23 protein-coding genes and 1 tRNA gene are annotated in these 25729 nt (G+C 57.9%); 12 read left to right on the top strand and 12 right to left on the bottom strand.

Going from position 1 to position 25729, the window contains the following annotated elements:
* Positions 1–5 precede the first annotated feature (5 nt).
* From RDN59_RS01980 to RDN59_RS01965, 4 genes are all read right to left on the bottom strand, one after another.
* Positions 6–1079: a trimeric intracellular cation channel family protein gene (locus RDN59_RS01980; protein ID WP_308606341.1), complete on the bottom strand. Its 1074-nt coding sequence runs from the start codon at positions 1077–1079 to the stop codon at positions 6–8.
* Positions 1080–1110: 31 nt separating this feature from the next.
* A tRNA-Ile gene (locus tag RDN59_RS01975) sits at positions 1111–1184 on the bottom strand.
* Between the two features lie 103 nt (positions 1185–1287).
* Positions 1288–1827 (bottom strand): hypothetical protein, encoded by a 540-nt coding sequence (locus RDN59_RS01970; protein ID WP_308606340.1) that lies wholly within the window; start codon positions 1825–1827, stop codon positions 1288–1290.
* A 120-nt stretch (positions 1828–1947) separates the two neighbouring features.
* Positions 1948–2373, bottom strand: coding sequence for a hypothetical protein (locus RDN59_RS01965; protein WP_308606339.1), 426 nt, complete (start codon positions 2371–2373; stop codon positions 1948–1950).
* Positions 2374–2526: 153 nt separating this feature from the next.
* On the opposite strand from RDN59_RS01965, the gene RDN59_RS01960 reads away from it, so the two are divergent.
* Both RDN59_RS01960 and RDN59_RS01955 read left to right on the top strand, forming a co-directional pair.
* Positions 2527–3861, top strand: a complete 1335-nt coding sequence (locus RDN59_RS01960) for an AAA family ATPase (protein WP_308606338.1) — start codon at positions 2527–2529, stop codon at positions 3859–3861.
* A 63-nt stretch (positions 3862–3924) separates the two neighbouring features.
* Positions 3925–4344, top strand: a complete 420-nt coding sequence (locus tag RDN59_RS01955; RefSeq protein WP_308606337.1) for an organic hydroperoxide resistance protein — start codon at positions 3925–3927, stop codon at positions 4342–4344.
* Positions 4345–4411: 67 nt separating this feature from the next.
* On the opposite strand, the gene RDN59_RS01950 is transcribed toward RDN59_RS01955, so the two are convergent.
* Positions 4412–4855: a helix-turn-helix domain-containing protein gene (locus tag RDN59_RS01950; RefSeq protein ID WP_308606336.1), complete on the bottom strand. Its 444-nt coding sequence runs from the start codon at positions 4853–4855 to the stop codon at positions 4412–4414.
* Positions 4856–5078: 223 nt separating this feature from the next.
* Between RDN59_RS01950 and RDN59_RS01945 the strand changes: the two genes are divergently transcribed.
* The 4 genes from RDN59_RS01945 to RDN59_RS01930 are packed head-to-tail and all read left to right on the top strand — an operon-like array spanning position 5079 to position 11727.
* Positions 5079–6551 carry a DUF3375 domain-containing protein gene (locus RDN59_RS01945; RefSeq protein ID WP_308606335.1) on the top strand — a complete coding sequence of 491 codons (1473 nt, stop codon included), beginning with the start codon at positions 5079–5081 and terminating at the stop codon, positions 6549–6551.
* Positions 6548–7210 (top strand): DUF4194 domain-containing protein, encoded by a 663-nt coding sequence (locus RDN59_RS01940; protein ID WP_308606334.1) that lies wholly within the window; start codon positions 6548–6550, stop codon positions 7208–7210. The genes RDN59_RS01945 and RDN59_RS01940 overlap by 4 nt, the downstream gene beginning before the upstream one ends.
* A complete protein-coding gene (locus RDN59_RS01935) occupies positions 7203–10601 on the top strand; it encodes an ATP-binding protein (RefSeq protein WP_308606333.1) in 3399 nt (1132 codons plus the stop codon). The genes RDN59_RS01940 and RDN59_RS01935 overlap by 8 nt, the downstream gene beginning before the upstream one ends.
* Complete coding sequence (locus tag RDN59_RS01930) at positions 10588–11727, top strand: DUF3322 domain-containing protein (RefSeq protein ID WP_308606332.1); 1140 nt, start codon at positions 10588–10590, stop codon at positions 11725–11727. The genes RDN59_RS01935 and RDN59_RS01930 overlap by 14 nt, the downstream gene beginning before the upstream one ends.
* Before the next feature lie 185 nt (positions 11728–11912).
* Here the strand turns inward: RDN59_RS01930 and RDN59_RS01925 are convergent, their stop codons facing one another.
* The 3 genes from RDN59_RS01925 to RDN59_RS01915 all read right to left on the bottom strand — a co-directional run bounded on the left by RDN59_RS01925 (position 11913) and on the right by RDN59_RS01915 (position 13712).
* Positions 11913–12773 (bottom strand): hypothetical protein, encoded by an 861-nt coding sequence (locus tag RDN59_RS01925; RefSeq protein WP_308606331.1) that lies wholly within the window; start codon positions 12771–12773, stop codon positions 11913–11915.
* A gap of 94 nt (positions 12774–12867) precedes the next feature.
* Entirely contained in the window at positions 12868–13551 is a 684-nt protein-coding gene (locus RDN59_RS01920) for a Fic family protein (protein ID WP_308606330.1), read from the bottom strand.
* Positions 13548–13712, bottom strand: a complete 165-nt coding sequence (locus RDN59_RS01915) for a hypothetical protein (RefSeq protein ID WP_308606329.1) — start codon at positions 13710–13712, stop codon at positions 13548–13550. The genes RDN59_RS01920 and RDN59_RS01915 overlap by 4 nt, the downstream gene beginning before the upstream one ends.
* A 440-nt stretch (positions 13713–14152) precedes the next feature.
* On the opposite strand from RDN59_RS01915, the gene RDN59_RS01910 reads away from it, so the two are divergent.
* Positions 14153–16417, top strand: a complete 2265-nt coding sequence (locus RDN59_RS01910) for a DEAD/DEAH box helicase family protein (protein ID WP_308606327.1) — start codon at positions 14153–14155, stop codon at positions 16415–16417.
* A gap of 214 nt (positions 16418–16631) precedes the next feature.
* On the opposite strand, the gene RDN59_RS01905 is transcribed toward RDN59_RS01910, so the two are convergent.
* A complete protein-coding gene (locus RDN59_RS01905; RefSeq protein ID WP_308606325.1) occupies positions 16632–17585 on the bottom strand; it encodes a DUF2971 domain-containing protein in 954 nt (317 codons plus the stop codon).
* A 352-nt stretch (positions 17586–17937) separates the two neighbouring features.
* Between RDN59_RS01905 and RDN59_RS01900 the strand changes: the two genes are divergently transcribed.
* Both RDN59_RS01900 and RDN59_RS01895 read left to right on the top strand, forming a co-directional pair.
* Positions 17938–18270, top strand: coding sequence for a helix-turn-helix transcriptional regulator (locus RDN59_RS01900; protein ID WP_308606323.1), 333 nt, complete (start codon positions 17938–17940; stop codon positions 18268–18270).
* 97 nt (positions 18271–18367) lie between these two features.
* The gene (locus RDN59_RS01895; RefSeq protein WP_308606322.1) at positions 18368–19066 is read left to right on the top strand and encodes an ImmA/IrrE family metallo-endopeptidase; all 699 of its coding nucleotides are present in this window, start codon (positions 18368–18370) and stop codon (positions 19064–19066) included.
* A 517-nt stretch (positions 19067–19583) separates the two neighbouring features.
* On the opposite strand, the gene RDN59_RS01890 is transcribed toward RDN59_RS01895, so the two are convergent.
* Positions 19584–19961: a hypothetical protein gene (locus tag RDN59_RS01890; protein ID WP_308606321.1), complete on the bottom strand. Its 378-nt coding sequence runs from the start codon at positions 19959–19961 to the stop codon at positions 19584–19586.
* A 474-nt stretch (positions 19962–20435) separates the two neighbouring features.
* Here RDN59_RS01890 and RDN59_RS01885 point away from each other — a divergent pair, with 474 nt between their 5' ends.
* Both RDN59_RS01885 and RDN59_RS01880 read left to right on the top strand, forming a co-directional pair.
* Positions 20436–20630, top strand: a complete 195-nt coding sequence (locus RDN59_RS01885) for a type II CAAX prenyl endopeptidase Rce1 family protein (RefSeq protein ID WP_308606320.1) — start codon at positions 20436–20438, stop codon at positions 20628–20630.
* Between the two features lie 102 nt (positions 20631–20732).
* Positions 20733–21338: a hypothetical protein gene (locus RDN59_RS01880; protein ID WP_308606319.1), complete on the top strand. Its 606-nt coding sequence runs from the start codon at positions 20733–20735 to the stop codon at positions 21336–21338.
* 75 nt (positions 21339–21413) lie between these two features.
* Here RDN59_RS01880 and RDN59_RS01875 read toward each other — a convergent pair whose 3' ends face one another.
* Positions 21414–22319 (bottom strand): UTP--glucose-1-phosphate uridylyltransferase, encoded by a 906-nt coding sequence (locus RDN59_RS01875; RefSeq protein ID WP_308606318.1) that lies wholly within the window; start codon positions 22317–22319, stop codon positions 21414–21416.
* A gap of 163 nt (positions 22320–22482) precedes the next feature.
* Between RDN59_RS01875 and RDN59_RS01870 the strand changes: the two genes are divergently transcribed.
* Positions 22483–23874, top strand: coding sequence for a sialidase family protein (locus RDN59_RS01870; protein ID WP_308606317.1), 1392 nt, complete (start codon positions 22483–22485; stop codon positions 23872–23874).
* On the opposite strand, the gene RDN59_RS01865 is transcribed toward RDN59_RS01870, so the two are convergent.
* Positions 23861–25657, bottom strand: coding sequence for a heparinase II/III family protein (locus RDN59_RS01865; RefSeq protein WP_308606316.1), 1797 nt, complete (start codon positions 25655–25657; stop codon positions 23861–23863). The two genes, RDN59_RS01870 and RDN59_RS01865, sit on opposite strands and share 14 nt — an antisense overlap.
* Between the last annotated feature and the right edge of the window lie 72 nt (positions 25658–25729).

The following is a 25729-nucleotide window of genomic DNA, read 5'->3' as shown; positions in this document are numbered from 1 at the left end:
AGGTTCTAATCATCTCTTTTTTCATATCGGCGCATGAGTCTTTCCACCAATTCATCGGTGAGCTGGTCATCGGCCAAGATGCGATCCAAAAGCTCGCGCGGCGTCGGCCCCTCGGTGCTCTGCTCCTCGTAGGAGTCACCACTTAAGTCCACACCGAAGTCGGAGGTTTCTGCCTCCGCAGCGACCGGCTCCATCATCTCCGACATCTCTGCGACTTCCTCGTTGAAGGAGTCGAGGAACTCGGAGGCATCGATGGCGGCTTCCGTACGGCGCTTGCCGGCTCGGACTTCACGCTCGATGCGGCGTTGCAGGGCCTTTTCCATCTGGTTGTGGCGCCAGGAGCGAAGCTTCGTGGGCTCTAGACGACGTCCCACGGCACGCCCCTTGCTTTCTGCCTTGCGCGCCATGACCATGACGTAGGCTGCGGTGTCATTGACCGGCGCCCACTCCTGGCGTGCAGGCACGCGCCACCCGGCCCAGATGCCCAGCATCGTGAGGACAAAGGATACGACCGGTCCGAGAATAACCCCCCAGGCCAAGTAGCCGGCCGAGTCTGCACCCAAGACCACCAGCGCACACGCCACGGCCGGAATCACGGTGGGGGTGTTATCACCAAACACGGCCGGCTCACGACCCATGGCGATGTCACGGATCATGGATCCACCCGTGGCCGTGAACACGCCCATCATGATGCAGGGAATGAAGGGCAGACCATAGGCGATGGCTTTGAGCGCGCCTGTCGACGCCCACAGGGCCGAGACCACCGCATCACCATGCGACTGCACGTAGTCCCATGTCTTGCCCTTGAAGTAGACGAAGCGGGCGATAATAGCACCGGTAAACGCCAGGTAGAGATACTCCGGCTGGCTCATCGCGGCGACAGTGCCGCGGTTGATGAGCACGTCACGGATCATGCCGCCGCCGAGGGAGGAGAACATCGCAATGAAGAAGAAACCCACGATGTCATAGCCGCGCTGCCGGGCCATGGTGCCACCGATGATGCCCATGAGGAGGACACCAATAATGTCGGACCAGTAATACAGCGACTCGATCAATGGGTCCATCTCGACAACGCTCATGGTGGTCATCATATCGGGTAGCGCGCAAAAGTGGGGCCACCGGGGCTCGAACCCGGGACCAACGGATTATGAGTCCGTAGCTCTAACCGACTGAGCTATAGCCCCGCGTATTCCCTGCCTGCATTCCGCACCAGCACTGAGCCAGCACTCACGCACACAGCGAATCCGCTCCCAGCAACATTAATCGGCAGGCCCAGAAAACGGCAATTTAGGGCTCGTCCTGGCCGAGATCCTCGCCTCGGTGTGCCTCGTTTAGGTCTTCCGGGGCTGAACTCTGCGTCTGGTCCTCATCAGCAGCGTTGCGTCCCTTCACCGACACAACGACCCCGATAACGTAGGAGGCAATGACCCCGAAAACGCTAATCCAGAACAGCACCGAGGACAGGTCTAAGGCCCACCGACCGACAATCTGGGTGAAGGCAGATTTCACGCTCTCATCGGTATCGCCGAAATCTACGATAAAAAAGCCAGCAAGGAAGAGAAACACGGTCACAGCAATGAATGCCCACGACTCGCGCCACCCGAATGCCTTGTACGTTCCGCCCGCTTCATCTTCCATCGGGGTACGTACGGGGATGAGCCACAAAACTAACAGCGCAAGGACCACGATGCCGCCGACCGGAAGGGTAAAGAATGCGAGCCATCCGCCGACATCAAATATGACCCGCCCCAAAGCAAAGAACGCCGCGCCTAACAGGCCCATGACAAGCGCCGCGACGGAGCTGATCTGAACGTTCCGATACTTCATGCCAAAAGTCTAGCGTGCTGCGCCACTGTTTTTATCCACAAAACTGTTTCGGCACTCAGCGCCAGACACCACAACGGCCCCACTGTACGCGCACTTCGGCAGCTGAGTAAGCTGCCAAGCTTATTCTTTCTTTTTCATTTTTCTGGCTTGTCTGCGCTCGCGCCTTCGAGCACGTTTTGCTTTGCGGATGTCCACGACCCAGTGGGGAACAAAAGGCCACGGAAGCGGAATACCAAATGCGCCGGTAAATCCAATGACTCCAATGACGAAAGCCGCCACGAGCGGAACAAGCAGCACCGTTTCGACAGACTCGGGAAGGTTTGTGCTTGCCACCAACCCTGTGGCACCGGCCACGCCCATAATGAGCGTGCCATAAGGATAAATGAAGAGGACGCCATCGCTTTCTGCGCCTGTTGCATCGGCTGAGTCGTACCACTCTTCCGATTGTGGGTTCCTCCGCACGCACAGGATGTAGAAGGTCCAGTAGGCCACCATGACCAACACTAAACCGATGCATAAGAGCAGATCAGTAATAGAACCGTCCATAGGATGTGGCCTCCTGTGGTTGCTTTTGCGGTACGTACTAAAACGCTACTAGCGCCGGCTGGGTTAAGGCATGGGGCGAGAACGAAATCTCAGCGCCCGAACCTAGGAAAGATTTATCTGATGAAGAATCCGTGAGCTTGTAGTCTCGTGATCATGAGGCTCCTTTCCTTTAGCGTGTCCAACTTCCGCAGCATCCGCGCCACGCAGACGCTCACGCTCTATCACGACTGGCAGCACTCCACCGCCCCGGAAGAAGGCTGGGCGCAGGTTAGCGATCCCATCACCGTACTCATCGGCCCCACCGCTTCCGGCAAGAGCAGCATCCTCAACGCCCTCGCCTTCGCCCTGCTCGCCATCGAGTCCTCCGCCACCGCCTGGCTTGCCGACGCCCCACCCAACCAACTCCCCCACGCCCCGTACCGCCTCAACCCCCGCACGCAGCGCCTGCCCAGCACTTTTGAGCTGGAGTTCGAACTCGATGGCGTGCGCTACCTCTACGGCTTCCAGTGGAGCTTTACCGGCGTGCACGCCGAATGGCTGAGCCGCGTGCCATCGACCAGGTGGAGCCCCTGCTTCGTGCGCACCCGCGGTGAGGAAGTGCAGTGGACTAAGTCCTTTATGGACAAAGGGGATGTGGCCAAGCTCGGCCCCGTAACAGACACCGAGTTGATCCTCTCCGTCGGCCTGCGCGATGAGCACCCCATCCTCGCCCCGCTAGCACGCGCACTGGTGCACGACGTGTCCTACCTGCCGCACGGGCACGCCTCCATGAGCACTGCCTCCCGCATCACCACCCTTATCCGTGAGGGCAAGCTGCACCTGCATGAGGCTGCCGCCTTGCTGCGCGCGGCCGATGCCGGGATCCACTCCGTGCGGCTTAACCAGGAGCACATCCCGGAGCACGTCTTCCGCCAGATGCGCCCCGTCATCGATGCCCTCAGCCGCAATAGCGGCAGCATCCGCCGCCCCGACGAGTTCAGCGCCTACTCCGATGCGGAGATTGAATCCCTGCTGCACGCCATCATCGTGGAGCACAAGACCGATGATTCCTTCTACGAGCTAAAACTGACCGATGAATCCGGCGGCACCCAGAACTGGATGGCCACCGCTCCCCTAGTTCTGGACACTTTGCGCCGCGGCGGGATCCTGGTGGCCGATGAGCTGGATTCCGCCCTGCGCCCAGCACTGCTCGACTTCCTCATCCACGCCTTTAGCGAGCCCAGCATCAACGTCAACGGTGCGCAGCTCATCTTTGCCTCCCACGCCTTCAGCGTGCTTGAGCGCTCCAGCGAGCTGGGCCTGCGCCCGGAAAGCTTCTGGTCCGTGGAAAAGACCGATGCCGGCGAATCGGAGCTGCACAACCTCAGCGACGCATCCGTGTCCCTGAACAACCCCGACGCCACCCACCGCTTCCTGCGCGAGCGCTACGGTACCGCGCCACGCGAGGCACTGGCCGCGTTACGAGAGCTCGTCACGGCCAGCACGTGAGCAAGCTTCCATTCCCGCGTACAATCGGCGCCCCAGAACCTCTCAACCACGAAGGAGTTACTCATGACCGCCGCCTACACCACCGAAGCACTCTCCACTGGCTCTGGCCGCGATGGCCGCACCGTCGTCCAGGAATCTGACCTCGACTTCACCATGACCGCCCCGAAGGAAATGGGCGGCAGTGGCGAAGGCGTTAACCCCGAGCAGCTCTTCGCCGCCGGCTACGCCGCCTGCTTCCACTCCGCGCTCAAGGCCGTGGCCAAGGACAAGGACGTCGACGTCACCGACTCCGCCGTCGGCGCGCGCGTGACCCTCAACAATGGTTCCGAGGGCTTCTTCCTCAGCGTCGAGCTCGAGGTCACCATCCCCGGCCTGGCCCCAGAGGACGCCCAAGCGCTTGCCGACGCCGCCCACGAGATGTGCCCCTACTCCAAGGCCACCCGCGGCAACATCGACGTCAGCGTTACCGTGGCGGAGGACTAAGAAGGGGGTCTACTGTCGCGCGAGGACTTTTAATGCCTCGCGCACTGCGTCCTAAATATCCCCTCAGTTAGGACTCAGAGAAAACGCTCTCGTTCTCCTTTTCGAATTCACGCCACTCACTGAACGCCTGAGCCCGCTCCTCGGCTCGCTGCTGCTTCAGCTTCAGAACATCATCACGCTTAAAGCGGGTGTGCGTTCCACACTTGTGAGCCACTATCTTTCCCTCTTTAACCCATTTCATGAGGGTTGGACGAGAGACACCCAAAATCTCTGCAGCGACAGTACTGGTAAGTTCCTCGGGTACGCGCGAAATGGTAATTTCGCCGCGCTGCGCAACAGAAGTCAACACTTGAGAAATCAGTCGCTGCACGTCAAGGGGCAACGACACAACACGGCCCTCTGCGTCTGTCACCCGAAAAGTCGCGGCGCCGAGAGAAGGTAGGGACTGGAGATTTTCAACCATGTCATCGTCGATCATCACCCGATCGTTAATCAATGTCGCGGCGTTCATCGGCACTCCTTCCTCTTCTTACAACCAATTAAATCCTTTTCACTTACAAGTGAAATCTCTTCCAATCGTAGTCACACTGCACGTACGTGACCACAAAATACCCCAATTCGCCACCCCCTTACCCGAATTGCCCATGGTCTTACCCGCACTCTAAACCTCCGATCTTCGAAGATCTGAGCCCTACTCCACTGCGCATGTCCGGCGCACCTGTCAGAATCAAGACATGTCTGTTGAAGCACGCGCCCTATCGCTGCGGCGTTTGATGCGCGATTCCGCCGCGATCCGGCTACTGGCCGCGGATAACGCGCCCGTGATTTTGGCGTTGATCGCGGAGTACTTCCCGCGAGGTACCGGGGCGCGCCCGGCGGCGGAGGTCTATGAGCTCATGGTCACTGATTTCGAGGTGCTCGCCAGTGAGTTTTCCATGCCCCGCACACCACAGAATTACTGCAATGATTGGGTCAAGGCTGGGTGGCTCATCCGAAAATCCGGAAAGAGCTCTCATGGCGAAACGCTCGAACCCAGCGAGGAGGCCCTGTCTGCCCTCGAAGCCATTGAGCGCTGGGAAGCGCCGGTGACCACGGTAACGGCGTCACGCGTGGAATCGATTAGCTCCGCGCTGCAAAGGCTAGCGCGGGATACGAACGAAGACATCGCCAGCCGCGTAGCCAGCTTGGAAGAAGAGCGCGACCGCATCGACCGTGAGATTGAAAAAGCCCGCAGCGGGCAGTTCGAAAGGCTCACCGCCGCGGAGGCAGAAGAGCGCGTCCAGGACGTTCTGAACATGGCCATGGCTGTGCCGAGCGATTTCGCCCGGGTACGCCACGAGCTCGAGGCCCTCAACCACCAGCTGCGCCGCCAGCTTTTGGATCCAGAGGGTTACCGCGGAGAGGTGCTGGAGGAGATCTTCAACGGTGTGGACCACATCGCAGAGTCAGACGCCGGGCGCAGTTTCCGCGGCTTCTATTCCCTCCTGATGGATAGGGAGCGCAGCGCCTGGTTGGACCAGTGGATCACAGAGGTCCTCGATAGTGAAGCCGGGCAGGCGCTGGCCGCGGACAGGCGGCAGCAGCTGCGCAGGCTCTTCCGCGATATGGAGGAAACCAGCTTCGAGGTTAACCAGACCATGACGGGGCTGGCACGCAGCCTGCGCAACTATGTCTCCTCCGAGCAGTTCGCGGAGGACCGGCGCATGTTTGAGCTACTGCGGGAGGCCCGCGGCATGGCTATCGATGCCGCGCAAAACTCCGAGCTCAAAGCCTTTCACCGGATGGAGACACCGCTGCAGCGCATCGGTATGTCGATTCACTCCGTCTCCCGTATCCGCCTAGCCAACCCGGGACGGGAAATCGTGGAGGAAACCCCAGTGGCATACCAGCCGGAGGCAGAAGACCCGCAAGCCTTATATGAGCTGGTGCGCGAATCGGAGATTGACTTCGAGGAATTGCACGAGGCGATACGCTCGGCCGTCGCCCAGTCCGGCCCCTGCACGATCGGCCAGGTGCTGCACGCCCATCCCCCAACCCAGGGCCTTGCCAGCGTGGTGGGCTTGGTGCACATCGCCGACCAACACCCAGTGCCTGTGCTGCGTCCAACGCGTGAGAAAGTCACGTGGACCGAGGAGGACGGCACGGTGCGCTCCGCCCATATCCCTGCCAAGTATTTCGATCACACCACCGTTAAGGAGCTACAGTGACCGCCGCACCCACTCCCCGCGTCGATTCTGCCCACGAGCCACCGCTGTGGGAGCACGATAAAGGCTCGCTGACCTACCATTCGCGGCGCGCGTTAGTGCAGCTTTTACAAGGCCCGCTCATTCGCGCGCAGAAGGAACCGGTGCTGTGGGCCGCCATCATCTCGGATGAGGAGAACCTCCGCGCCCGGCTGCATGAGGTGTTTCTGGAACTCGTCGTGGACGAGACCGAAGGCTTCGCATTTACCCGGATGGTGGAGGAAGAAACCTTGAGCATTCCGCAGGTGCTGCGCACGGATAAGCTCAAGCACATCGACACCGCTATCTTGCTGAACCTGCGCCAAGAGCTGGGGCTTGCACTGCCCGGCGAGCGGGTCATCGTGGACATCGAGGACCTCCGGGAAGGAATCGGTTACGTCCGCGCGGTGGACAACCGCGATGAAGCCGGTTTCAACCGTCGTTTCAACGCCGCCATTAAGCGCATTCAGAACGACTATTCACTGCTGAGCGCTACTGAGACCGAGGGGCGCTTTGAGGTATCACCGGTGCTACGCCAGCTTTTCGACGCCTCCACCGTCACCGCCATCCGTGACGAATACGCCCGCCTGGCGCAGGCCGAGGAAGAGCAGGTAGAGGAGAAGGAGGAAACTTCCGATGACTAGCCACACCAACTTGTACCCCGGCCAGTTCCGCATCAGCCGCATTCAGCTGATCAACTGGGGTACCTTCCACGGCTACTTTTCCATCCCGGTGGCACGCAAAGGTTTCCTCATCACCGGAGGGTCGGGCTCCGGTAAATCCACGCTACTGGATGCGATGTCGGCGGTCTTGGTTCCGCAGAACCACCTGAAATTCAACGCAGCTTCGCAGCAGGACCTCGGCCGGCACAACGGGCGCAGCCTCGTCTCCTACGTGCGCGGCGCGTGGCGGCAGCAGGAGAACGCGCAGACCGGCGAGATCGCCCCGGAGTACCTGCGGGAGGGGGCTACCAACTCGGTGGTTGCGCTGACCTATGACAACGGCGCGGGCAAGCAACACACGCTCATTGCTATCTTCCGCCTCAACGGCGGTGAGAACTCAGTAGGCCAGATCAAGAAGTTGTATGGGCTGGTGCCGGGTGATGAGGACTTCGATAAGCTCAGCCCCTTGCTCGCTCGTAGCCTGGACACCCGCAAGATCAAAGCCCTGTACAAGGGACCCGGCGCGTCCTTTACGCCGACGTATGCCACGTTCGCAGACCGCTTCCGCAAACGCCTTGGCATCAAGAACGTGGAGGGCCAGCTGCTGCTCCACCGCACGCAGTCCGCGAAGTCGCTGTCCAGCCTGGATCAGCTCTTCCGGGACTACATGCTCGACCGGCCCTCGACCTTCTCCAAGGCGGAGGAAGCCGTAGAGCAGTTTGAAGATCTGCGCCAAGCGTACCTGCGGGTCGAGGACGTCAAGGCCCAGATTGATACGCTTGCTCCCCTACCCCAGCTGCATGCTCAGCGCGCGACCGCGGAGACAGATAAGAACAAGGCTGAGGCCATGAGCGAGGCACTGCCGGCCGTGCGCGCTCGCCTGGTGGCAGAGGAGCTGGACTCTCGCATCCGCGCGCTGAACGCCCAGCAGGTAGAGGCCCAGTCGGAAGTGGAATCCCTTGAGGCCGATGTCGCCCACCTCGATGATGCGGAGCGCCGCGCCGCGATGGCCGTTTCCCAGCTCAGCGCCGGCGAGCTCGATGCCCTGCGCGCCAAGATGGAGACTGCCGACATAGAGATTGCGCACCGCTCCAAAGAATTCCAACGCCTTGCTGCTGCCGCGGGCCAATGGACCGAGCACTATGAGCTCAGCCCGCAAGGTTTCGCTGAGCTGCAGGCCAACGCCCAGCTACGACTCTCCGATTTCGAGACCGACTCCGCCGATCTGGCGAATCAGCAGCAGGAAGCCGGCGTGGCCGCCCGCGACGCGGCCACCGCCTGCGCGCGCCTGGATAGCGAGCTGCGCTCTTTCAGCTCGCGGCGCACCAATATCGATAAGGCTTTAGTGGAGCTGCGCTCCCAACTCGCCCGCGATACCGGCTATGCCGAATCCGAGCTTCCCTTCGCCGGCGAGTTGATAGATATCAGCCCGCAGCAGGCGGACTGGGAGCCAGTCATCCAGAAGCTCCTGCACGGTTTCGCCGCCACGCTACTCGTACCAGAGGAAGCCCGGAAGGCCATTAACCAGTGGGTCAACTCCCGCAACGTGGGCACCCGCTTGGAATACCGCACCATCCCGGAGTTCACGTCAGCGCCAGCCTCCGCGCGCAGCCCGCGGCAGCTCATCCACAAGCTGGAGTTCCAGGATCACCCCATGACGGCGTGGGTACGCCAACACATTTCGCACCGCTTCAACTATGAATGCGTGGAGTCGGTAGCGGAACTGGACAAGGTCACCCGAACTCCGGCCGTTACCCGCGATGGCCTGGAAAGCCGCCCCAAGGACAAGGACGGCTCCACGCGTTTCATCAAGGATGACCGCAGGCGCTTTTCCGGCACAGCGTGGTACCGGGTGGGTTCCACCAACACCGCCAAGATTGAGCTACTGCGCTCGCAGTTAACACAGGCCAAAGCCACCGCCAGCGCCGCAGCCAGGCAGGTCCACGACCTGAACCGGAAGATGGACATCCTGCGCACCCAGCGCGATAAAGCCCAGCAGGTGCTGGACACGAAATTCCAGGACATTGACACCGCCTCCGCGAAGGCGCGCAAGCAGGACCTTCAAGAGCAATACGATGCCCTGGCATCCTCCCCCGAGGCCCAAGCCTTAGCCGCCGCCCATCAGCACGCGAAAGAAAAACTAGACGCCGCCCGCGCCCGGCTCAACCAGGCGCAGAAGCACCTCGGCGATGTCGAAGGCGAGCTGACGCGCTCCACAGAGCGCCGCCGCGTCATCGGCACCGTGCCGGAGATCGCGAATAAGGACATCGCGAAAGCCGTCGAAGAGGCCCTGCACAAGGGCAAACGCACGCTCACCATCGATAACATCGATACCCGGCGCGATGAAGTCCAGGCCGAGCTACAGGACGCCGCCCGCGCAGCCGCGCGCCGCATCGAGGAAGCCAACGACACGATCGTCTCCGTCCTCCACGCCTACCTGTCCCAGTGGCCGGCAGAAGCCGCCGACTTGGAACCGCAGGCCAGCTTCGCCGGCGAAGGCATAGAGAAGCTGAAGTACCTACGCGCTGACCGCCTGGCGGATTTCCGCGCCCGCTTCCTGGAGTTGCTCAACGGCCAGACCGTCCAGAACCTTTCCCACCTGGCTTCCTCCCTGCGCCATGCGCGCAGCGATATCGAAACGCGCATGGAGTTCATCAACAAGTCCCTGGAGCGCTCGCCCTTCAACGGTGAGCGCACCCTGCGCATTGACGTCAAGGATGCCCGCGGCCAGGTGGTCCACGACTTCCAGCGGGACCTGGACGCCGCCACCTCCCACAGCCTGGCCGAAATCAGCGAGGATGAGCACGATGCTGCCCTGCGGCGCTACCACGACCTAGACAAGATCTTGAGCCGACTGGGCTCTAGCCACCCGGAGGATATCCGCTGGCGCAACGTGGTCTTGGATACCCGCCGCCACGTCAGCTTCATCGGCCGCGAGTGCTACCCCGACGGCACGACGGCCAATACCTATCAGGATTCTGCGTCGCTCTCCGGCGGCCAAGCACAAAAACTCGTCTTCTTCTGCTTGGCAGCGGCCCTACGCTTCCGCCTGGCGGAACCAGACCAGGACGTGCCCACCTATGGCTCCATCATCTTGGATGAGGCCTTTGACCGCGCCGATCCCACATTCACCCGCACGGCCATGTCCGTCTTTGCTTCCTTTGGTTTCCACATGATTCTGGCCACGCCCTTCAAGCTCATCCAGACGCTCTCGCCCTACGTCGATGGCACCATCGTGGTCAATTACGACGAGCCCCTCATCAACGGCCGCCCGCAGGCGCGCACGGGCTATTCGCTTATCGACGCCTCCACGCTCTCCAACCCCGAACCCGAACAGCCCCGCCCCGAGGAGCCCGCCGATGCGGATGCCTAAAGACCTGCAGGCGCATGCGGAAAAGTACCTGCGCAATCACTTTGCCGAAGCGCTCACCGAACCGGATTCGCTGCGCCTGGCGTGGCCTTTACACCCACCAACAGCCGCGGCCGCCGCCCGCGATATCAGCGCCACCCAGGATTTCATCCGCGCCTGGCAGCGCTGGCAGCAGCACCAGGACGAAGTCATCTATGAAACACGCAATTGGTCCCGCGCGGGCCTAGGCACCAACGATGTGCCCACCCGCGTTGCACTCACCGGCGCTGCGCGCATCGCCACTGCAGCGGGCTTGGAACGCGAGTATTCCACCGCCCGGCAGCGCGCCCAGGACATCGCCGCTATCTTCCCGGACGTCCCGGAATTCACCCAGACCGTCCACCGCTCCTACAACCAGTGGAACGATTTAAGCGCCTATGACCTGCACTGTCTCGGGCCGTGTCTGCGCTGGCTGCGCGCAAACCCCCATTCCGGCGAGTGGGAGCGCGCCGTGCCGGTCGAAGGCGTGGACGGCAAGTGGATTGGCAACCACCGCCGCCTGCTTCTGACACTCCTCACGCCCTTTAACATCACGGATTTAGGCCTGCGCCGCAGCGACACCCGCCTGCGCCTGCGCTACCTCAACCACGCCCCAGTACTCTCCGATATCGAAATCCCCCTTGCCGACGCTGCCAGACTCTTCCCGGACACACCGCCCCGGGTGCTCATCGTGGAGAACAAGCAGACCTTCTTAGCTCTGCCCACGCTTGCCAACACCTCCCCTCCCACCATCGCGCTCCTCGGCTCCGGTACCGCCGCCCACCAACTCCACGCACTGAACTGGCTGCACCGCGCCGACATCACCTACTGGGGCGACCTCGATGCCGCCGGCTTTGCCATCCTCAACGCCGTGCGCGCCCACTTCCCCCACACGAAGTCATTGCTCATGGACACCGCCACCGTCACCGCATTCCAGCACCTGGCCGTCCCCGACCCCGGCGACGGCTCTGCCACACTTACCTACCTCACCACCGAAGAGCAGCGCGCCTACCGCCTTCTGTTCACCGAGGGCCGGCTGCGCATTGAGCAGGAGCGGATTCCGTTTGCGCATGCGAGTACAGCACTTCACGAGATACTCGGGCCACCGTAGCAGCACCAGCTTCCCAACCGCGCTAGAAAAATGACCCTCACCTGCCAGTAGCCCCGGTGAGGGTCGAGCAGCTGTACGCGATGTAGGGCTGCTCCTAGCAAGGATTATGCCCAATGAGTACGGAGCTAGTCAACGCCTGCGTCACAGTAAGGAGCCGGCAGGCAATCGTCTCGATGAAGCGAGCATCAATCGACGAAGCCATCATCACCAATTCGATCAAGGTACGCGCTCCAACTTTTAAAAGCGTCAAGAAGCAGATGTAACGGTGTTTCATCAACGTCGTCGCAGTGCCGGAACTCCTTTAGGCTGAATGCTGCCGTGGCTACCACGATAGCGGTTCGGATAGCCACTTCGTAGGTTTCCATTGCATTGCCGCGGCTTCCGATATCTGCTGAGATCCCTATTTCAATTTGGCGGATTACATTGTGGTGCACTGAGCGATTGTACTGGCTGTACATCTCACGACCTTTAAACCCATCAAAATACGTCTCAACCAGATCCGTATACGGCAATAGTCTGTGGCGCCTGCCGTACCCCTGCGATGCAAACGCCTGCCTAATTTTTTGATGCGCCTCCAAAGCATCATGAAGCTTGGATTCGGGCCTTGCAGCGCCAGAGTTCTCGTACCCATTTATCACGGCGTTTACCGCTCGGGCGGTTCTTACCCACGGGTCATTTTGCTCATTCACATACATCACTAGAGCAGCGTTTTCTAGAGCAGGTCTGGCAAGAATTGATGGTGTAAGCGGATACCGAATGTCGGACTTCAGCAACAGACCTATCGAGTGCAAAGCTGCTCCCGCGGCTTGCAAGGCCGCCGCTGTTAGCTCATCAGGAAGTCGAGATATCCCCCATTTTTGAGCCCCACGAACCTTAGGCTCAAATTCCGCCTCAAGGGCATCCGCAACTTCTGAAGTAAGAACCCGGGGTGAACGAGCCATCTCATTTACAGTGAGCGCTGCGACTTCACAATGTGTGCCAAGCCCCTTCAGCGGAAAGAAGTGCTCATACTCAGCAAACGAATTCTCCAACGGATAACCCTGCATCAACTATCACCCCATAGCCTCTCGCACACGTTTACTATACCGAACCGTGCGTAGGGCCTAGTATCCAGCCTCTTGCCCTAGCAGTTCAATCTGTCTAGATATACCGAGACCAGTCATGCATGTCTAAGTGCGCCTGAATTGCTCGAGCTTTAAACTTTATCCTCTTTTTCTCTAGAGGGTTATCGGCATATTGAAGTAATTCTTCAGCTGCTTCGCGTGCTTGATCGGGAGTAAGCACCATTTCAATAGGGGTATTCTGGTTCACGGCGAGATACAGGTAAATAAAGCGAGTTCCGTCAGGAGTCTTTCCAACCCCTACGAAATAGTCTTCCCCTTCATCCGTTATTTTAAGTACGCTAAATCCTGAAGGTAGACTACCGGCGTTCCCTAGAAAAGGTGCCACTAAAGACCGCAAAGCATCTGCAATTTCAGGAACGCCAACTTTTTCACTAACTATTCTTTCCACAAGTTGCTCAGAGGCATCTGCATCAACCTTTCCAAGCAGAGGACCTACTGCCAAGTTCAGCCTGAGAAACAACCAGCAAGCCGCCCAGCCAGTCCGCTTGTTACCATCGAAAAGACTTTGCGTGGTGCAGAAAGAATGCAACAGTGCTGCAGCTTTATCCCAAGCGGTTGGAAACGCATCTCTCCCGAAAACAGTAGTCGCCGGCCGGTTTACATTTGCTTTAAACTGATTGGCATCACGAATTTGGGGCGGGAATCCACAAGCCAATTCCCCGACGATAAGGACTTCCTCTTCGGCGGGATAAGCGGTCAAGCTAGACGGCGGTTAAGCTCCGCGGACCAATTGGCAATCTCTCGCCCTAAGTACTCGACGTAGCGGCGACGGTCTTCCTCATCCATGTTCTGTACCTGAGCTACAGAAGTATTAATAGAAGTATTAATGTTGTCTAGCTTTGAAACGGTTGACTTTGTCAATTCAATCCCTCCTTTGTCCTTCAGTAGTCAGTGCCTGCTTATCTCAGAGATTAGCACTCGTGGAGAATCTGCGTAGAGGAAGCCATCAGCGCTCCTTTCCCAGCATGACTCTTACACCTGAAACGTCTTTCACTTTTCAGTGAGACTCTTCTTAAGGACAACCGAGTTGTGGGCGAATGTCTAGAGGGCACTCCAATGCTCCACATGCTGCGCATGTCCGGCACTCCTGCCAGAATCAAGGCTTGACTGTTAAGGCACGCACTCCATCACTGCGCCCAGAAGTCCCTCCAAAAAGCTCGGAGCCTTCGCGGCTCCAGGCGACAACGTTCCGGCAGCCGGCTCGTCGTGCGCTTATTCTAAGCAATACAACGCCAGGCCGGCAAGGCCTTTAGCCGCTCACCGTCCGATAAACTAGTTCCGACGCACAAGGAACACGCACCATGACTGAACAGGAACGCCTCCAAGCACTTGAAACTCGCGTTAGCGAATTGGAGTCTCAGGTAGCCCAACTACTGCAGGCCCTCGGTCATACTTCTTCGCGCCCTAGTACTGCAGACACACCGCCGCCGGCGAGCGTTCACTCTGATAATCGCTCACCGGAAGAGAAGATTGCGCTCTTCATGGATTACTTCACGGGGAGGACAGACGTCTACGCAGTGGCTAAAAGTACTGCGGGAAAGAAGGCCTGGTACCCGGCCAGCAATGGCTACTATGACCGAAGAAATCCCGACCTAAAGCCTCTGACACCAAAGGTTATCGAAGGACATTTACGCCGAGACAACCGCTTCCACGTCGGTCTTTATCCACTGTGCATAGATGATAGTTGCCGGCTGTTGGTCTGCGATTTTGATGATGACGACTTCAAGCAAGCTGTTCGTGCCTACGCGGAAGAATGCAAGAACCAGGGCCTCGATCCGCTCATAGAGGTTTCACGATCAGGGAACGGAGCTCACGTCTGGGTATTCTTCGGCGAACCTATTCCCGCCAGCCTCGCTCGTTCCGTGGGCATCGGACTTCTTGCCAAGGCTAGTCCGGACTCATACTTCTCCAGTTTCGACCGGTTCTTTCCATCCCAAGACACACTGCCGGCAAAAGGCCGTGGTTTCGGCAATCTGATTGCCCTCCCATTAGCAGGCCACCATCGATCCGAAGGCACAACAATCTTCGTCGATCATGAGTTTCAACCCTTGCCCGACCAATTCGAGGCTTTGGCTGGGACGAAGAAGTCAACGCTTTCCGAGCTCAAGAAAATCTACGCTGCGCTTCAGCCCGATCCCGAGACGTCCCTTCCCCAGGCACCCACTCGCGAAGAGCTGAAGAAGCTCAGAGCCTCCGGAAAAGTCCACGTCTCGCACGATTCTCACGTCCACGTCGATTTATCAGGCGTCGACGCCACCACCCGTACGGCCCTGCGGCACCTAGGTGCTCTTGCCAACCCGCAGTTTTATATAAAGCAGGCTCAGCGTTTCTCCACTTTCGGCACTCCACGGCTCATCATACGTTTTGATGAAAAGGACCAAGTCCTCACGCTCGACCGTGGCACGCTCGATGACGTCCTCGACATCCTGAAGACTGCAGGATATACCGTCACACGCCGTGGCCTTACGCCCAAGCCCCGGCGCATCGATGCGTCATTTGCCGGTGAACTACGTTCCTACCAGCATTTGGCTGTCAAACAGATGCTCAAGCATAAGTCTGGAATGCTCATTGCTCCTCCCGGCACTGGTAAGACCGTCATGGCGTGTGCAATCATCGCCCAGCGTCAAGTTCCCACTGCGGTGATTGTTCCATCCAGGGAGCTTGCTACCCAATGGCGCCAAGCCCTCAAGCAGTTCCTCCCGGAAGCTCAGGTTGGGCAATACTCAGGTACTAAGAAGAAGCTCAGCGGAGAGATAGACATTGTCACTGCCCAATCGATCAGCCGCAGTGATTCCAAGACTGATTTTCTCTCTGCCTATGGACAGATCATCGTTGACGAATGCCACCGAGTCGGCGCTGCGGGTTTAACCAACGTCCTCGCGCACCTCAATGTTCGCTTTATGCTCGGCATGACCGCCACCCCGTACCGTTCTGACGGACTCGATAAGCTGCTTCCCCTCATTTGCGGCCCTATCCGCCATACCGTCGAACTCGAACGCCCTGGGCGCCGAAACTATGTAGTCCACAACACGGAGTTCACTTACGATGCTCCTTACCTGTTCTGGCCCGACCTCGACACCGCTCTGGCGGCGGATGCACACCGCAACCAACTCATCGCCGATGTCATCACACGAGCTGCGCAGGACGAGCACACTGTCCTCGTCATGGTGAAAAGACGCGAACACCTCTCAGCTCTCCATGCCTTGCTTGCCGACGCCCCCTTCCCCGTCCTCCAGCTGCACGGCGGACAAAAGGCAAGCGAAAGGCAAGCCGTCCGTGAACAACTTGCCGCAGCACCGCGTTTCATCCTTTTAGCCATGTCCCAGGTGGCCGGCGAAGGCATTGATCTTCCTGCGTTGGATACTCTTGTGCTGGCCGCCCCAGTTAGCTTTCGAGGCGTTGTCATTCAACAGGTTGGCCGAGTGACACGCGATGCCGATGACAAAGAGAACATCTCTGCAACCGTCCACGACTTTCTCGATGCCAACGTCCCTGCCCTCGCCGCAGCCTTCAGGAAGAGGAGCTCCACCATTGCCAAGCAGGGGTTCACTCGCGTCGGATGCTAGAGCTGCCCCATCCATGACACGATTCCTATTAGATTAGAGGCCGTGCACATTTCAACGCCCTCCCTGGAGCCCTTGAAAAGTCACAGTCACGGTATTTCACGGGCAGCGTTGAGGTGCAAGGCGACTAGGCGGAAGCAGACTAAAGTTGCACCTGCATCTCCGCCGCTATGGCTTGACTATCACAAGCCGCAGGACGGAGTGCTTAGTGCAATTGTCAGCGAGAAGGCAAGTAGGGGGAGACCGACATGGTCACCATAGTCGAGTTAAATCCTCTCGCCTTTAGGAATTCCTTCGTTGCCCTAATCTCTTTTTTAGTGGCACCTGGCCCCAACCGCACATGGGAAAGGTGCGGAATGTTGGCTTCACCGCGCACGGGAACTGAACCAAATCGAGTCTCTAAGTAAGGAACGATAGATTTTTGCGTCGCACGGAAGTGCGACAAATCACCACGGTAATCATGGTAGATTGCACGGACTTCCCGTTCATCCTTGAAACTGGGGTGCTTCAAATACGAACACACTAAACGAGCGCTCGTCCAGAAATCTTCTACAGTTTTAGAGGGTTTTTCTTTAGCGTCCATCGCAGATTCAGACAGCGTCTCATTTCTCATGGGCCGAAGATAGAAATTGATTAGCTCATCAAGCTGATTGATCTGTCGATCAGGATCATAGAGGACTTTTCGCCACCCCGACGAAATGTAACACGGATTCCCGAGTTTCCCGTATTCCGAATTACCCAATGTAAACGGGACGAGTTTTCGATCTCGGTCAACGATCTGCAGATTGTACTGCGCGCAAATACCTACTGCCACGCCGCCACCGCCTGCATAATGCGCCCATTGGTTTAAGGAATCGCCTTCCACACTCGCAGAAAGCAAATAAAACTGACTGGTTTGAGACTCGAAGAAACCAGACGCGTCTCTAAAGACCTCAAGGATATACTTAAGGTTCGCCTGTTCCTCAACTTGCTTTTCTTCCGCAAGCCTTTCAGATAGGCGCTCAATCAAAAGCTCTACACCATATTTAAGCTCCGTAGGATCGTTCAGAAAGTCAGCATTCGTGGCCCATAATCCTTCGGATTCAATAATTCCCTTGAAGCCCTGCACATCCGTGTAGTGCCAAACAATGCCCTCAAGGACGGCTTCTGTGGTGGGGATTCTTAAAAGCAAACCCAACCCCTTCTAAAGAACTAGAATAAGTAGCTTCAAAGATCCGTATCTCATTTTACATTCGATCATTTTACATCACTAACCTCGCTACTTTTTAGTTTACAAAATACGGACCCATGGTAAAAGTGGCATCCACGCCGGTATCGAAAATCCACACATCAGCTTTGAACAGCCCCTTTTGAAGCTCTTACGGTCTTGCACCAGCTCAACCACGAATTTACTGACCAAGATTTCAGGCTTGCCTGAGCACGCGATGGAGACACTCGTTTGCGACCAATTCACATCACTTCCCGAATCGCATTGACTCAATTTTGATTCACGTGTTTAATCGAAGTCAACAAGGAGCACCACCATGAACATCCCCACTGACTTCGGCGAGCGAGTCCGTGCGCAGCGTCAGCTGCGCGGGCTCAGCCAGAGAGAGCTTGCCGCTATGACTGAAGGCATCCTGTCCCAGCCCACCCTGGCCCGCCTAGAGAAAGGCACGGCCACGCCTACTCTCCACCACATCATGGCCCTCGCGTGGGCACTAGGTATCGATGCCGCTGAGCTTGTGGACGCCACCCCACTCTCTAAGCGCGTGCGCGTTGCAGCCCGTGGTCACGAGACCAAAGTTGAAGACGGAACACAAGCCCTTCTTCCATATCTCCAGCTCCGAGTGAACCTGGATAGCACAAATGCCTAAGTCAACGAGCCCCTCACAACAGGGTGTGGAGCTGGCTGCTGGTTTCCGTGCGAAGCACGATCTCGGCTTAGCACCAGTTGGCGACATTAACAACCTCATGAAACTCGTTGATGCTGACTTCATCGTCCTCGACTTGCCGGATGACCTCGACGCGTTGACTCTTCGTGATCCTGTTTCAGGTGCCTTAACCGTAGGGATTAGCACGAGCAACAACCCTTTCCGTCAGCGTTTGACTGTCGCCCACGAAATCGGGCACATCGTGGCCGGGGACATTACGGAAGATGGTGCTTCCTTGCAATGTGACAAGACTCTGCCTTCCGAAACACGCGCAAACACCTTTGCGCGCTGCGTACTCTGCCCCGAGGAAGCGTTGCGTGAGATACCTCAGTACGAAGATCCAGAAGAGCTTTTGTCTGCAGTTGTCCAACGCTTCCAGGTCTCGCCTTATGTAGCGGCAATCCAGCTTCATCAAGCAGGTCTCATCTCGAAAGACACTAAAGAGGAACTAAAAAGTCACACCGCTAAGAAACTCGCCTCCCGCTTCGGATGGAAAGCCACATATGACCACGCCTGCCAAATTGCGCAGCTGCCACGAGCTTCCGAGAGACTCGTGGCCGATGCTTACAAGGCATACGCTCAGGGGCTCATCGCGCTGCCAACGGTAGCGTTCGCCGAGCAAGTAAGCCCAGAGGAAGTAGCCGACTCAATGTACGCCGTCCCGGGTTCTGTCGGCCAAAACCTAACAGGTCAGCGCGATATAGAGACCGACCTAGAAGACTTCTTCGCAAACGAGTAGGTTCACCGTGACTAGAAGGTTCATCTTTGCGGACACCAGCGTGTTGCTGAACTTCATCTGCTCCGGTGAGCAGGACCTTCTTCTCAAATTCGTGGGCAATGACAAACTCCACGTGCCTGCTGCAGTCAACGACGTGATGCACAGAAAGCTAAAGGACACCAGGTTTCAGTGTGGCTCCCGAACCTGGTCATCACTCATTGCGCATGGCCACGTGCACGTGCTTGACGACGACATGGATCGCCTCTTCAAACACATCCGCCTATTCGCGGGTCCCCGATTCTCAATCCAAGGCGGAATGGCGAAGAACCTGGGACAAGCTTTCAAAGTTCGATGTTCTCGCCCCTTTTGAAACGACTCGATTGAACGACCGCACCGTCTACCGGGCGCGAAAGAAAATTAAATGACCCTCACCTGCCAGTAGCCTCCGGTGAGGGTCAAGCAGCAGTACGTAATGTAGGGCTGCTTCTGCCCCTAATCATGCCTCATTTTGCCCTTTCAATCGAGAGACGCACTGCTATCACCCCCAACGCCGCCTGCGATACTCAACCCGAACTGGAATTTCGTCAGGCTCTAATGGCCTGTCAGGGGTCTCGCGGATGGTATACGGCGTTATCTGCTCCGCAAGTAGTTCCTGCCGGTACATTTTGGCAATCTCTGGTTGTTTCTCTTCAATAATCTCGATTAGCCGCTTAGCCAAGTCAAAAAGCCTTTCTCCCTCTGCTTCAGCCGCTATTTCTCGTTCGTACTTCCGTACCGCAGCAAAACCGCACCATTCACGCCAGAGTTCAAACATCGGACGGTAGTGCTCACAATAGAATTCCCATTCCCATCGCGCAGAATTAATTCCCTGATGCTCTCGAAGCTTAAATTTCCACTCCTTCTCTTCTTTTGCCACGACCTCAAGCACTTCATCTGGATGAGACTTCCGCGAATCTTTGCACAATGCGGACTCCGCCCATGGGAGATATCTGCAGCCCTTCCTCGCAGGGGGCGGTTAGCACTCCGTCCAAAAGCACGTCCAATGGGGAATTCACCAGTTCTTCAAGAGTTTTCGGATCGGTGATTATGAAATCATCGGCACTTCCCAGCTCCATAGCTTCTCCTAGGCGGCAACTCTCAATCATGAAGCTTGCGGCACGGTCTTGCTCTTCCCCACCTCGTTGCGCGTGTAGCCTCACCTGATGATTCACGAGTTCATCGATCTCAGCAGCCTTCGCCCACGGTCCCTTAATTCGCGGCCGTGGGACCTTACGTATGGATCCGTCCTCAAGCTCTAGGGAGTACCGAAACGAGGCCTTCCCCGAAGGCTGAATGCCCACAACACTCGGTGCCCTCATCGTTCGCTCCATCCCCCGCCTTGGCCGGGCCGGTGAGTGACCTGCTGGACAACATGCGCCACGGCAGCGTCCCCATGACGCTGGCCACGCTCGTCATCAACGGCGTGGGCGAGGAACTCTTTTTCCGCGACGTGGCACGCCGCGCGCTTTCCGACGTCTCCTCCCCCACCCTGCACCTGGTCTGGAGCACCGGGATGACGTTTGTTCTGCCGGGGTTGATTCACTAGCGCGTGGCGCTGCCCACCCCGCCACGATTCCACCTCGGCCGTCTCAATAATTTTCCGCTAATAAGCAGGTCAGGCCACCATTCCCGTATATACTGCTGTGCTATGCACAAACTCTCTTCTCTCACACTCGCTATCGCCACAGCATGCGCGCTGACCGCATGCAGCAATGACACCTCTTCCCCAACCACCTCACCTGACACCGACAGCGTCGACGACACCACGGTTGCCGTGGAGGAAACGACCACCGAGGACAGTGATGACGGCACCAGCACGGAAGAAGACTCCACTCCCTCCCCAACTACAGCTGCGGACGACGCTGACGATGACGATGAGGCACACGACGACGCAGAGGAAAACACCACGAATGCCAGCCAGATTGGCGGCAACTGCGGTACAACCCCGCAGGGCCACCCCATCACTGCCGGAAGCGCCACGTCCTGCGAGTTCGCGGCGGCCATGTTCGCCCCGGCCTCGAAGGCCACCTACACCATGACCCCGCTCGAGCCTTCAAACCCCACGGTCGGCTCCCTCTACACCGCTCACATCACTGCCAAGAGCCCCGTGACTGGTGAGAGCTATGACCTTACCTGCCGAATCGGCAGCGACAGTGCTGACCTGACCTGCGCGAAGCCCGGTGATCGCAGCGTTTCCGGTTCCTTCAACTCCGCCGCACACGATTGGCCGCAGCGGGTGAATACGGTCGATTAGTCTGACTGCTGCTCTTCCCGAGTACGCAACAAAAGAGGCCTAATTCCCTAACGGGAACTAGGCCTCTTCGCATCTTTAACCCAATTGCTGCCTATATTTTTCCATGATGGCCTCAAGGTCTTTAAACAACGCCGGACCATACTTTGGATGGCGCAGGCCAAATTCCACGCTGGCCGGAATAAAGCCGGCCGGGTTACCCAAGTCATGGCGGATCCCATCGTGGACTACGACGTGAACAGGATGACCTTCCGAGATAAGCAAATCAATCGCGTCAGTCAGTTGCAGCTCCCCACCTTTGCCTGGTTCGATGCGACGTAAAGCATCAAAAATCTCGCGGTCCAACAGGTAACGGCCAGTTGCGACGAGGTTTGACGGTGCGTCCTCCGCTGCTGGCTTCTCCACCATGCCAACAACCTTTTTCACACTGTCCTCGTCGGTGTTCTCGATATCAAACACGCCATAGTTCGACACGTGCGCTGGGTCTACCTCCACAGCTAACAGCACCGAGCCACCATACTCCTGGCGCACACGAATCATCTCGCTCATAGCTGCAGTGGGCTCGATGACGTCATCGGGAAGCATGACAGCAAAGTAGTCCTCGTCCTCGTCCAAGACAGACTCCGCCAAACCAACAGCGTGCCCTAAGCCCAAAGGCTTGTCCTGGACAATAGCAACGGGGTCAATGATCTGCGCGGCGCGCTCAACCTTCGCTGCCTGCTCATCCTTTCCACGAGCACGCAGGATCTCAACTAGGTCAGGAAACTCATCGAAATGGCGCATGACCTCATCCTTGTTAGGCGAGGTCACAATAGCTAGCCGTGTTGCCCCGGCCCCCGCGGCTTCCTCAGCAATCATCTCAATGCCGGGAGTGTCCACGACAGGCAAAAGCTCCTTCGGGACAGTCTTAGTCGCAGGCAGGAAACGCGTACCCATACCCGCTGCGGGGACAACAACAGTGCGGACGGAAGTGGAATTAGCCATGGGTCAATCCTAATGCACTGGGAACACCGCATAGGACCTCGGACTACTAAAGAACGGAAGTTGTGGCGCACACGCTTGTCGATGTCCACCCGTTCCCCTGCCTCACACGTCACCACAAACTAGACTTCGATCTGTCTCGTCCTCATGCACAAAGGAGTCTCTCATGCGTCGACCGCCACGCACCGGTAAAGCACTCGTTGCTTTAGCCCTCACCGCCTCTCTCGTTACCGGACAGGCAACCACCCCAGCACCTGCTGAGGCACAACAATTCCCATCCTTCCAGATGCCTGCCCTTCCCCAGTTCAATGAGGAACAGGTCCGGCAGGCCGTTGCCGCACTTGTTGCGCTTGCAGCAAGTGTCGGCGGTTTGGCGCTCATCGCCGGCATACTGCCCGGAGTCGGTTCTTCCAACGGCTCCTCGTCGGCCCCAGCACCGAGCACCACCCCTGCAACAACTCCAAGCACTCCCACTTCCACGCCTGAGTCCACTCAACCTTCAATCTCCCCGGCACCCACTGAGGAACCCAGCTCCTCGCCGGAACCGACCACAAGCACAGCTCCTGCCCCCGTCACCTCCGTGGAGCCCTCCCCTGGTTTTGCGCAGCACGTTGCCGGCATCAAAGACCGGCTCGCCACCAGTGAAGATAAGGATCCATTGTGGGCGTGGACCGCTCCCCGCGGCCCGCAGCTGACACTGCCCACCCACGAAGGCAGCGGCCAAGCTACCCACCCTTCAGTCCTCTACTTTGAGAACGGTTGGAATGGTTGGAAGTACTGGATGGCCATGACGCCATACCCAGCCAGCGATGAAGGCGCTGAAGACCCCAACGTCGTCGTATCTAACGATGGCTGGACGTGGCAAGTTCCAGACGGACTCGACAACCCTATCGATGACCAGCTGGGCAAGCCCAACCCACATAACTCCGATACTCAGCTCGTCATGGCTCCCAGCGGCGAGATGTACCTGACATGGCGCATGGTGGACCGCCCTAACGGCAAGACCAACCGGATTTTCCTAGTCAAATCGGACGATGGAGTGCACTGGTCGGAAAAGGAAGAAATCAGGTCCCTTGAACCACAGTTCATGTCCCAAGCCCTCATCTGGACCGGTGAGAATTGGCGCCTCTACGGCGTGGCAAATGGCGGTGGGCTGCCTAACCGCGTGGTCTTCTACGAAAGCTCGGATCTCAAGACTTGGTCGGCTCCTACCACCGTCAAATTTGAGCCGGGGCTAGCGTCCGGCCAGCGCCTGTGGCATATCGACGTTCAGCTGTATGACGGTGAATACATTGGCCTCGTCCACATCATCCCGGGCACCGTCAAGCAAGGTAACCTCTACCTCTTGCGTTCTAAGGACGGCGTCACCTGGAAGCGTTCGGATACACCGATTATCTCCCACGAGGAGTCCGGCTACCCCAACCTCTACAAGTCCGCACTCGTCCCCCACGGCAGCGGCGATGATCTCACCTTCGAGTTGTACTATTCAGGCTTCAGCGAAGGCCGCGCTGATTGGCGTATCAATCGCACAGTAGCAGAGCGAATTAGCGTCGACTGAGCCCTCCCTCGGCATAACCCCGCTCAACCGGCACGGAGAGCGCCCGCACTCTCTGTGCCTGGATGTCGTACTCGAATAGATAGGTCTGCGGCCCACGAACGATACGTAGCACCCTCGTGCCTGGCCCGCTGTCCTTGAAGGTGTACTCCACCTTCTCCGCCGGCCCAGCCACGACAACAGCTGTGAGCAGTCCGAAGTCACGGGTGGCGCGTCCAAAGCCTACAGTCCACGTGTCCGTGGGTTGCTCATTGCGGAAGACAATGCCGCGAAGCCCTTCGCGGTCTCCCCGTGCCATATTCACGTCGGTGTGCTCGAAATAGCGCGACCCTTCAATTCCGTAACGGATAAAGACCAACTGTGTTCCGTCAACTACAGAGCAGAACCGGACTGTTTCATACTGCGATCCCACGTACTCAAACTCCGGAGCCACATTCCAACGCTGCTCTGCGTACTCCACCTTCGGCGTAGGCTCCAAACTGTCCGTCACCACAAAAGGGCCGCAGTCAGTAAAACAGGCACTACGATTCCACTTCAGGCCGTCCCACGCAGTGTCTTCCAAATCGAATGCAGACCACGCCTCTTCAACCTGGTGACTCACCAACCGTGAGGCTGCCTCGGGGTTATGTTCCTTCCCGCGCACCATAAGCACATTGTGTGCTTGCCGGCTCTGCGCGTAATCACGCATCTTCCCCCGTGCATAACCTGGGTGGCCAGCATCCACAATGACGTTCCTGCCGCGGTCCCAAAACGTCAGCGACAAATGGTCAAAATGACCATGTATGTCACGGGCGGGCCCAAAGCGCAGGGAATAGAAGCTCTCCATATTTTGTGCCCGGAGTTGCCCAAAACCTGAGCGCCCAAATACATACCCAGCGTTGTACACCTTTACTCGTGGAATCTCCACACCAGTCGCGCCATTCGATAGTGCAAATTCCACTGCCCCTCCGCGCACGAACTCAGGACGCCGAGGCATTGAGTCTCCAACTTCAATGAATGTGCCACCTGGGGTCAGTGAATGCGCAATGTATTCTTCGAGCGGCTTCTTCTTCGCGCGCAGCACATCTGCGCCCGGTGCCCCAAACAACTCAAGGGCATCGACGGCGGTCTGGCGCAGCCTTTCAATATAATTCGCGTACTCCGGAGCTTGTTCATTGATAGCGCCTTCCTCGTCGATCATTACTTCAAGACAAGCTTTTGCGCGCTCTGCACCGGTGGTGAGCATCGACTCATTACTCAGCCTATCCCCCACCACCATCAGTGCCAGTGCCTGGGAAAGCCCATGGTTCCAGTATCCATCAAAATGATCCAGCAACCACTTTCCGTGATATTCGATGGCCTCATGCAGCCATTCGTCTTCAGGGAAGATTTCACTAAGCGCGCTTAGCGACGCCGCCCTAATCGCCACCGCGTGCCCACCCCAAACGTACTCATCGTCTTTCCACCCAGGCGTTACGTGATTCATCTCCCACCAATTCCACGCCACCGCCCAGACGAACTCTGCGCCGGCTGAGATTTCCTCAGTCCACTCCGACTCAGGAAGCTCCGCCGCACGGTCCACTATGAAGTCGAGCCAGTTCAGCGAGTGCAAGTAGAAACGCACTGTTGGGTGCAATCGCTGCTTTTCGATCTGAGGCCAGAACGCTTCTTCGGGATCAAAGAAAACTTCGGGATAAGAGTGAATCACAACCATCCCGCTTAACACGCGCGAAACCTTGTTGATACGCCCTAAGCCGCCAGAAATCACAATGGGGCGGCCGCGGTTGGGAGCGGAATAGAAAGACACAATTTTCCTTTTCAAACTTGTAAATCAAGAACGGCGTAACCGTATTCTGAGAGTTCCCAGGAGAATCGGGAA

It is taken from the genome of uncultured Corynebacterium sp., assembly GCF_902489365.1.
GTDB lineage: Bacteria > Actinomycetota > Actinomycetes > Mycobacteriales > Mycobacteriaceae > Corynebacterium.
Note: the sequence above shows the minus strand (reverse complement) of the source record. Positions and strands in the feature narration are given on the sequence as shown.

Excerpts from the sequence above, each read along its gene's own strand:
- RDN59_RS01880 (WP_308606319.1), top strand. The coding sequence starts at position 20,733 with ATGCACAAACTCTCTTCTCTCACACTCGCTATCGCCACAGCATGCGCG.
- RDN59_RS01930 (WP_308606332.1), top strand. The coding sequence starts at position 10,588 with ATGCGGATGCCTAAAGACCTGCAGGCGCATGCGGAAAAGTACCTGCGC.
- RDN59_RS01875 (WP_308606318.1), bottom strand. The coding sequence starts at position 22,319 with ATGGCTAATTCCACTTCCGTCCGCACTGTTGTTGTCCCCGCAGCGGGT.
- RDN59_RS01945 (WP_308606335.1), top strand. The coding sequence starts at position 5,079 with ATGTCTGTTGAAGCACGCGCCCTATCGCTGCGGCGTTTGATGCGCGAT.
- RDN59_RS01895 (WP_308606322.1), top strand. The coding sequence starts at position 18,368 with ATGAAACTCGTTGATGCTGACTTCATCGTCCTCGACTTGCCGGATGAC.
- RDN59_RS01970 (WP_308606340.1), bottom strand. The coding sequence starts at position 1,827 with ATGAAGTATCGGAACGTTCAGATCAGCTCCGTCGCGGCGCTTGTCATG.
- RDN59_RS01870 (WP_308606317.1), top strand. The coding sequence starts at position 22,483 with ATGCGTCGACCGCCACGCACCGGTAAAGCACTCGTTGCTTTAGCCCTC.
- RDN59_RS01960 (WP_308606338.1), top strand. The coding sequence starts at position 2,527 with ATGAGGCTCCTTTCCTTTAGCGTGTCCAACTTCCGCAGCATCCGCGCC.
- RDN59_RS01925 (WP_308606331.1), bottom strand. The coding sequence starts at position 12,773 with ATGCAGGGTTATCCGTTGGAGAATTCGTTTGCTGAGTATGAGCACTTC.
- RDN59_RS01955 (WP_308606337.1), top strand. The coding sequence starts at position 3,925 with ATGACCGCCGCCTACACCACCGAAGCACTCTCCACTGGCTCTGGCCGC.
- RDN59_RS01950 (WP_308606336.1), bottom strand. The coding sequence starts at position 4,855 with ATGAACGCCGCGACATTGATTAACGATCGGGTGATGATCGACGATGAC.
- RDN59_RS01900 (WP_308606323.1), top strand. The coding sequence starts at position 17,938 with ATGAACATCCCCACTGACTTCGGCGAGCGAGTCCGTGCGCAGCGTCAG.
- RDN59_RS01965 (WP_308606339.1), bottom strand. The coding sequence starts at position 2,373 with ATGGACGGTTCTATTACTGATCTGCTCTTATGCATCGGTTTAGTGTTG.
- RDN59_RS01910 (WP_308606327.1), top strand. The coding sequence starts at position 14,153 with ATGACTGAACAGGAACGCCTCCAAGCACTTGAAACTCGCGTTAGCGAA.
- RDN59_RS01935 (WP_308606333.1), top strand. The coding sequence starts at position 7,203 with ATGACTAGCCACACCAACTTGTACCCCGGCCAGTTCCGCATCAGCCGC.
- RDN59_RS01980 (WP_308606341.1), bottom strand. The coding sequence starts at position 1,079 with ATGAGCGTTGTCGAGATGGACCCATTGATCGAGTCGCTGTATTACTGG.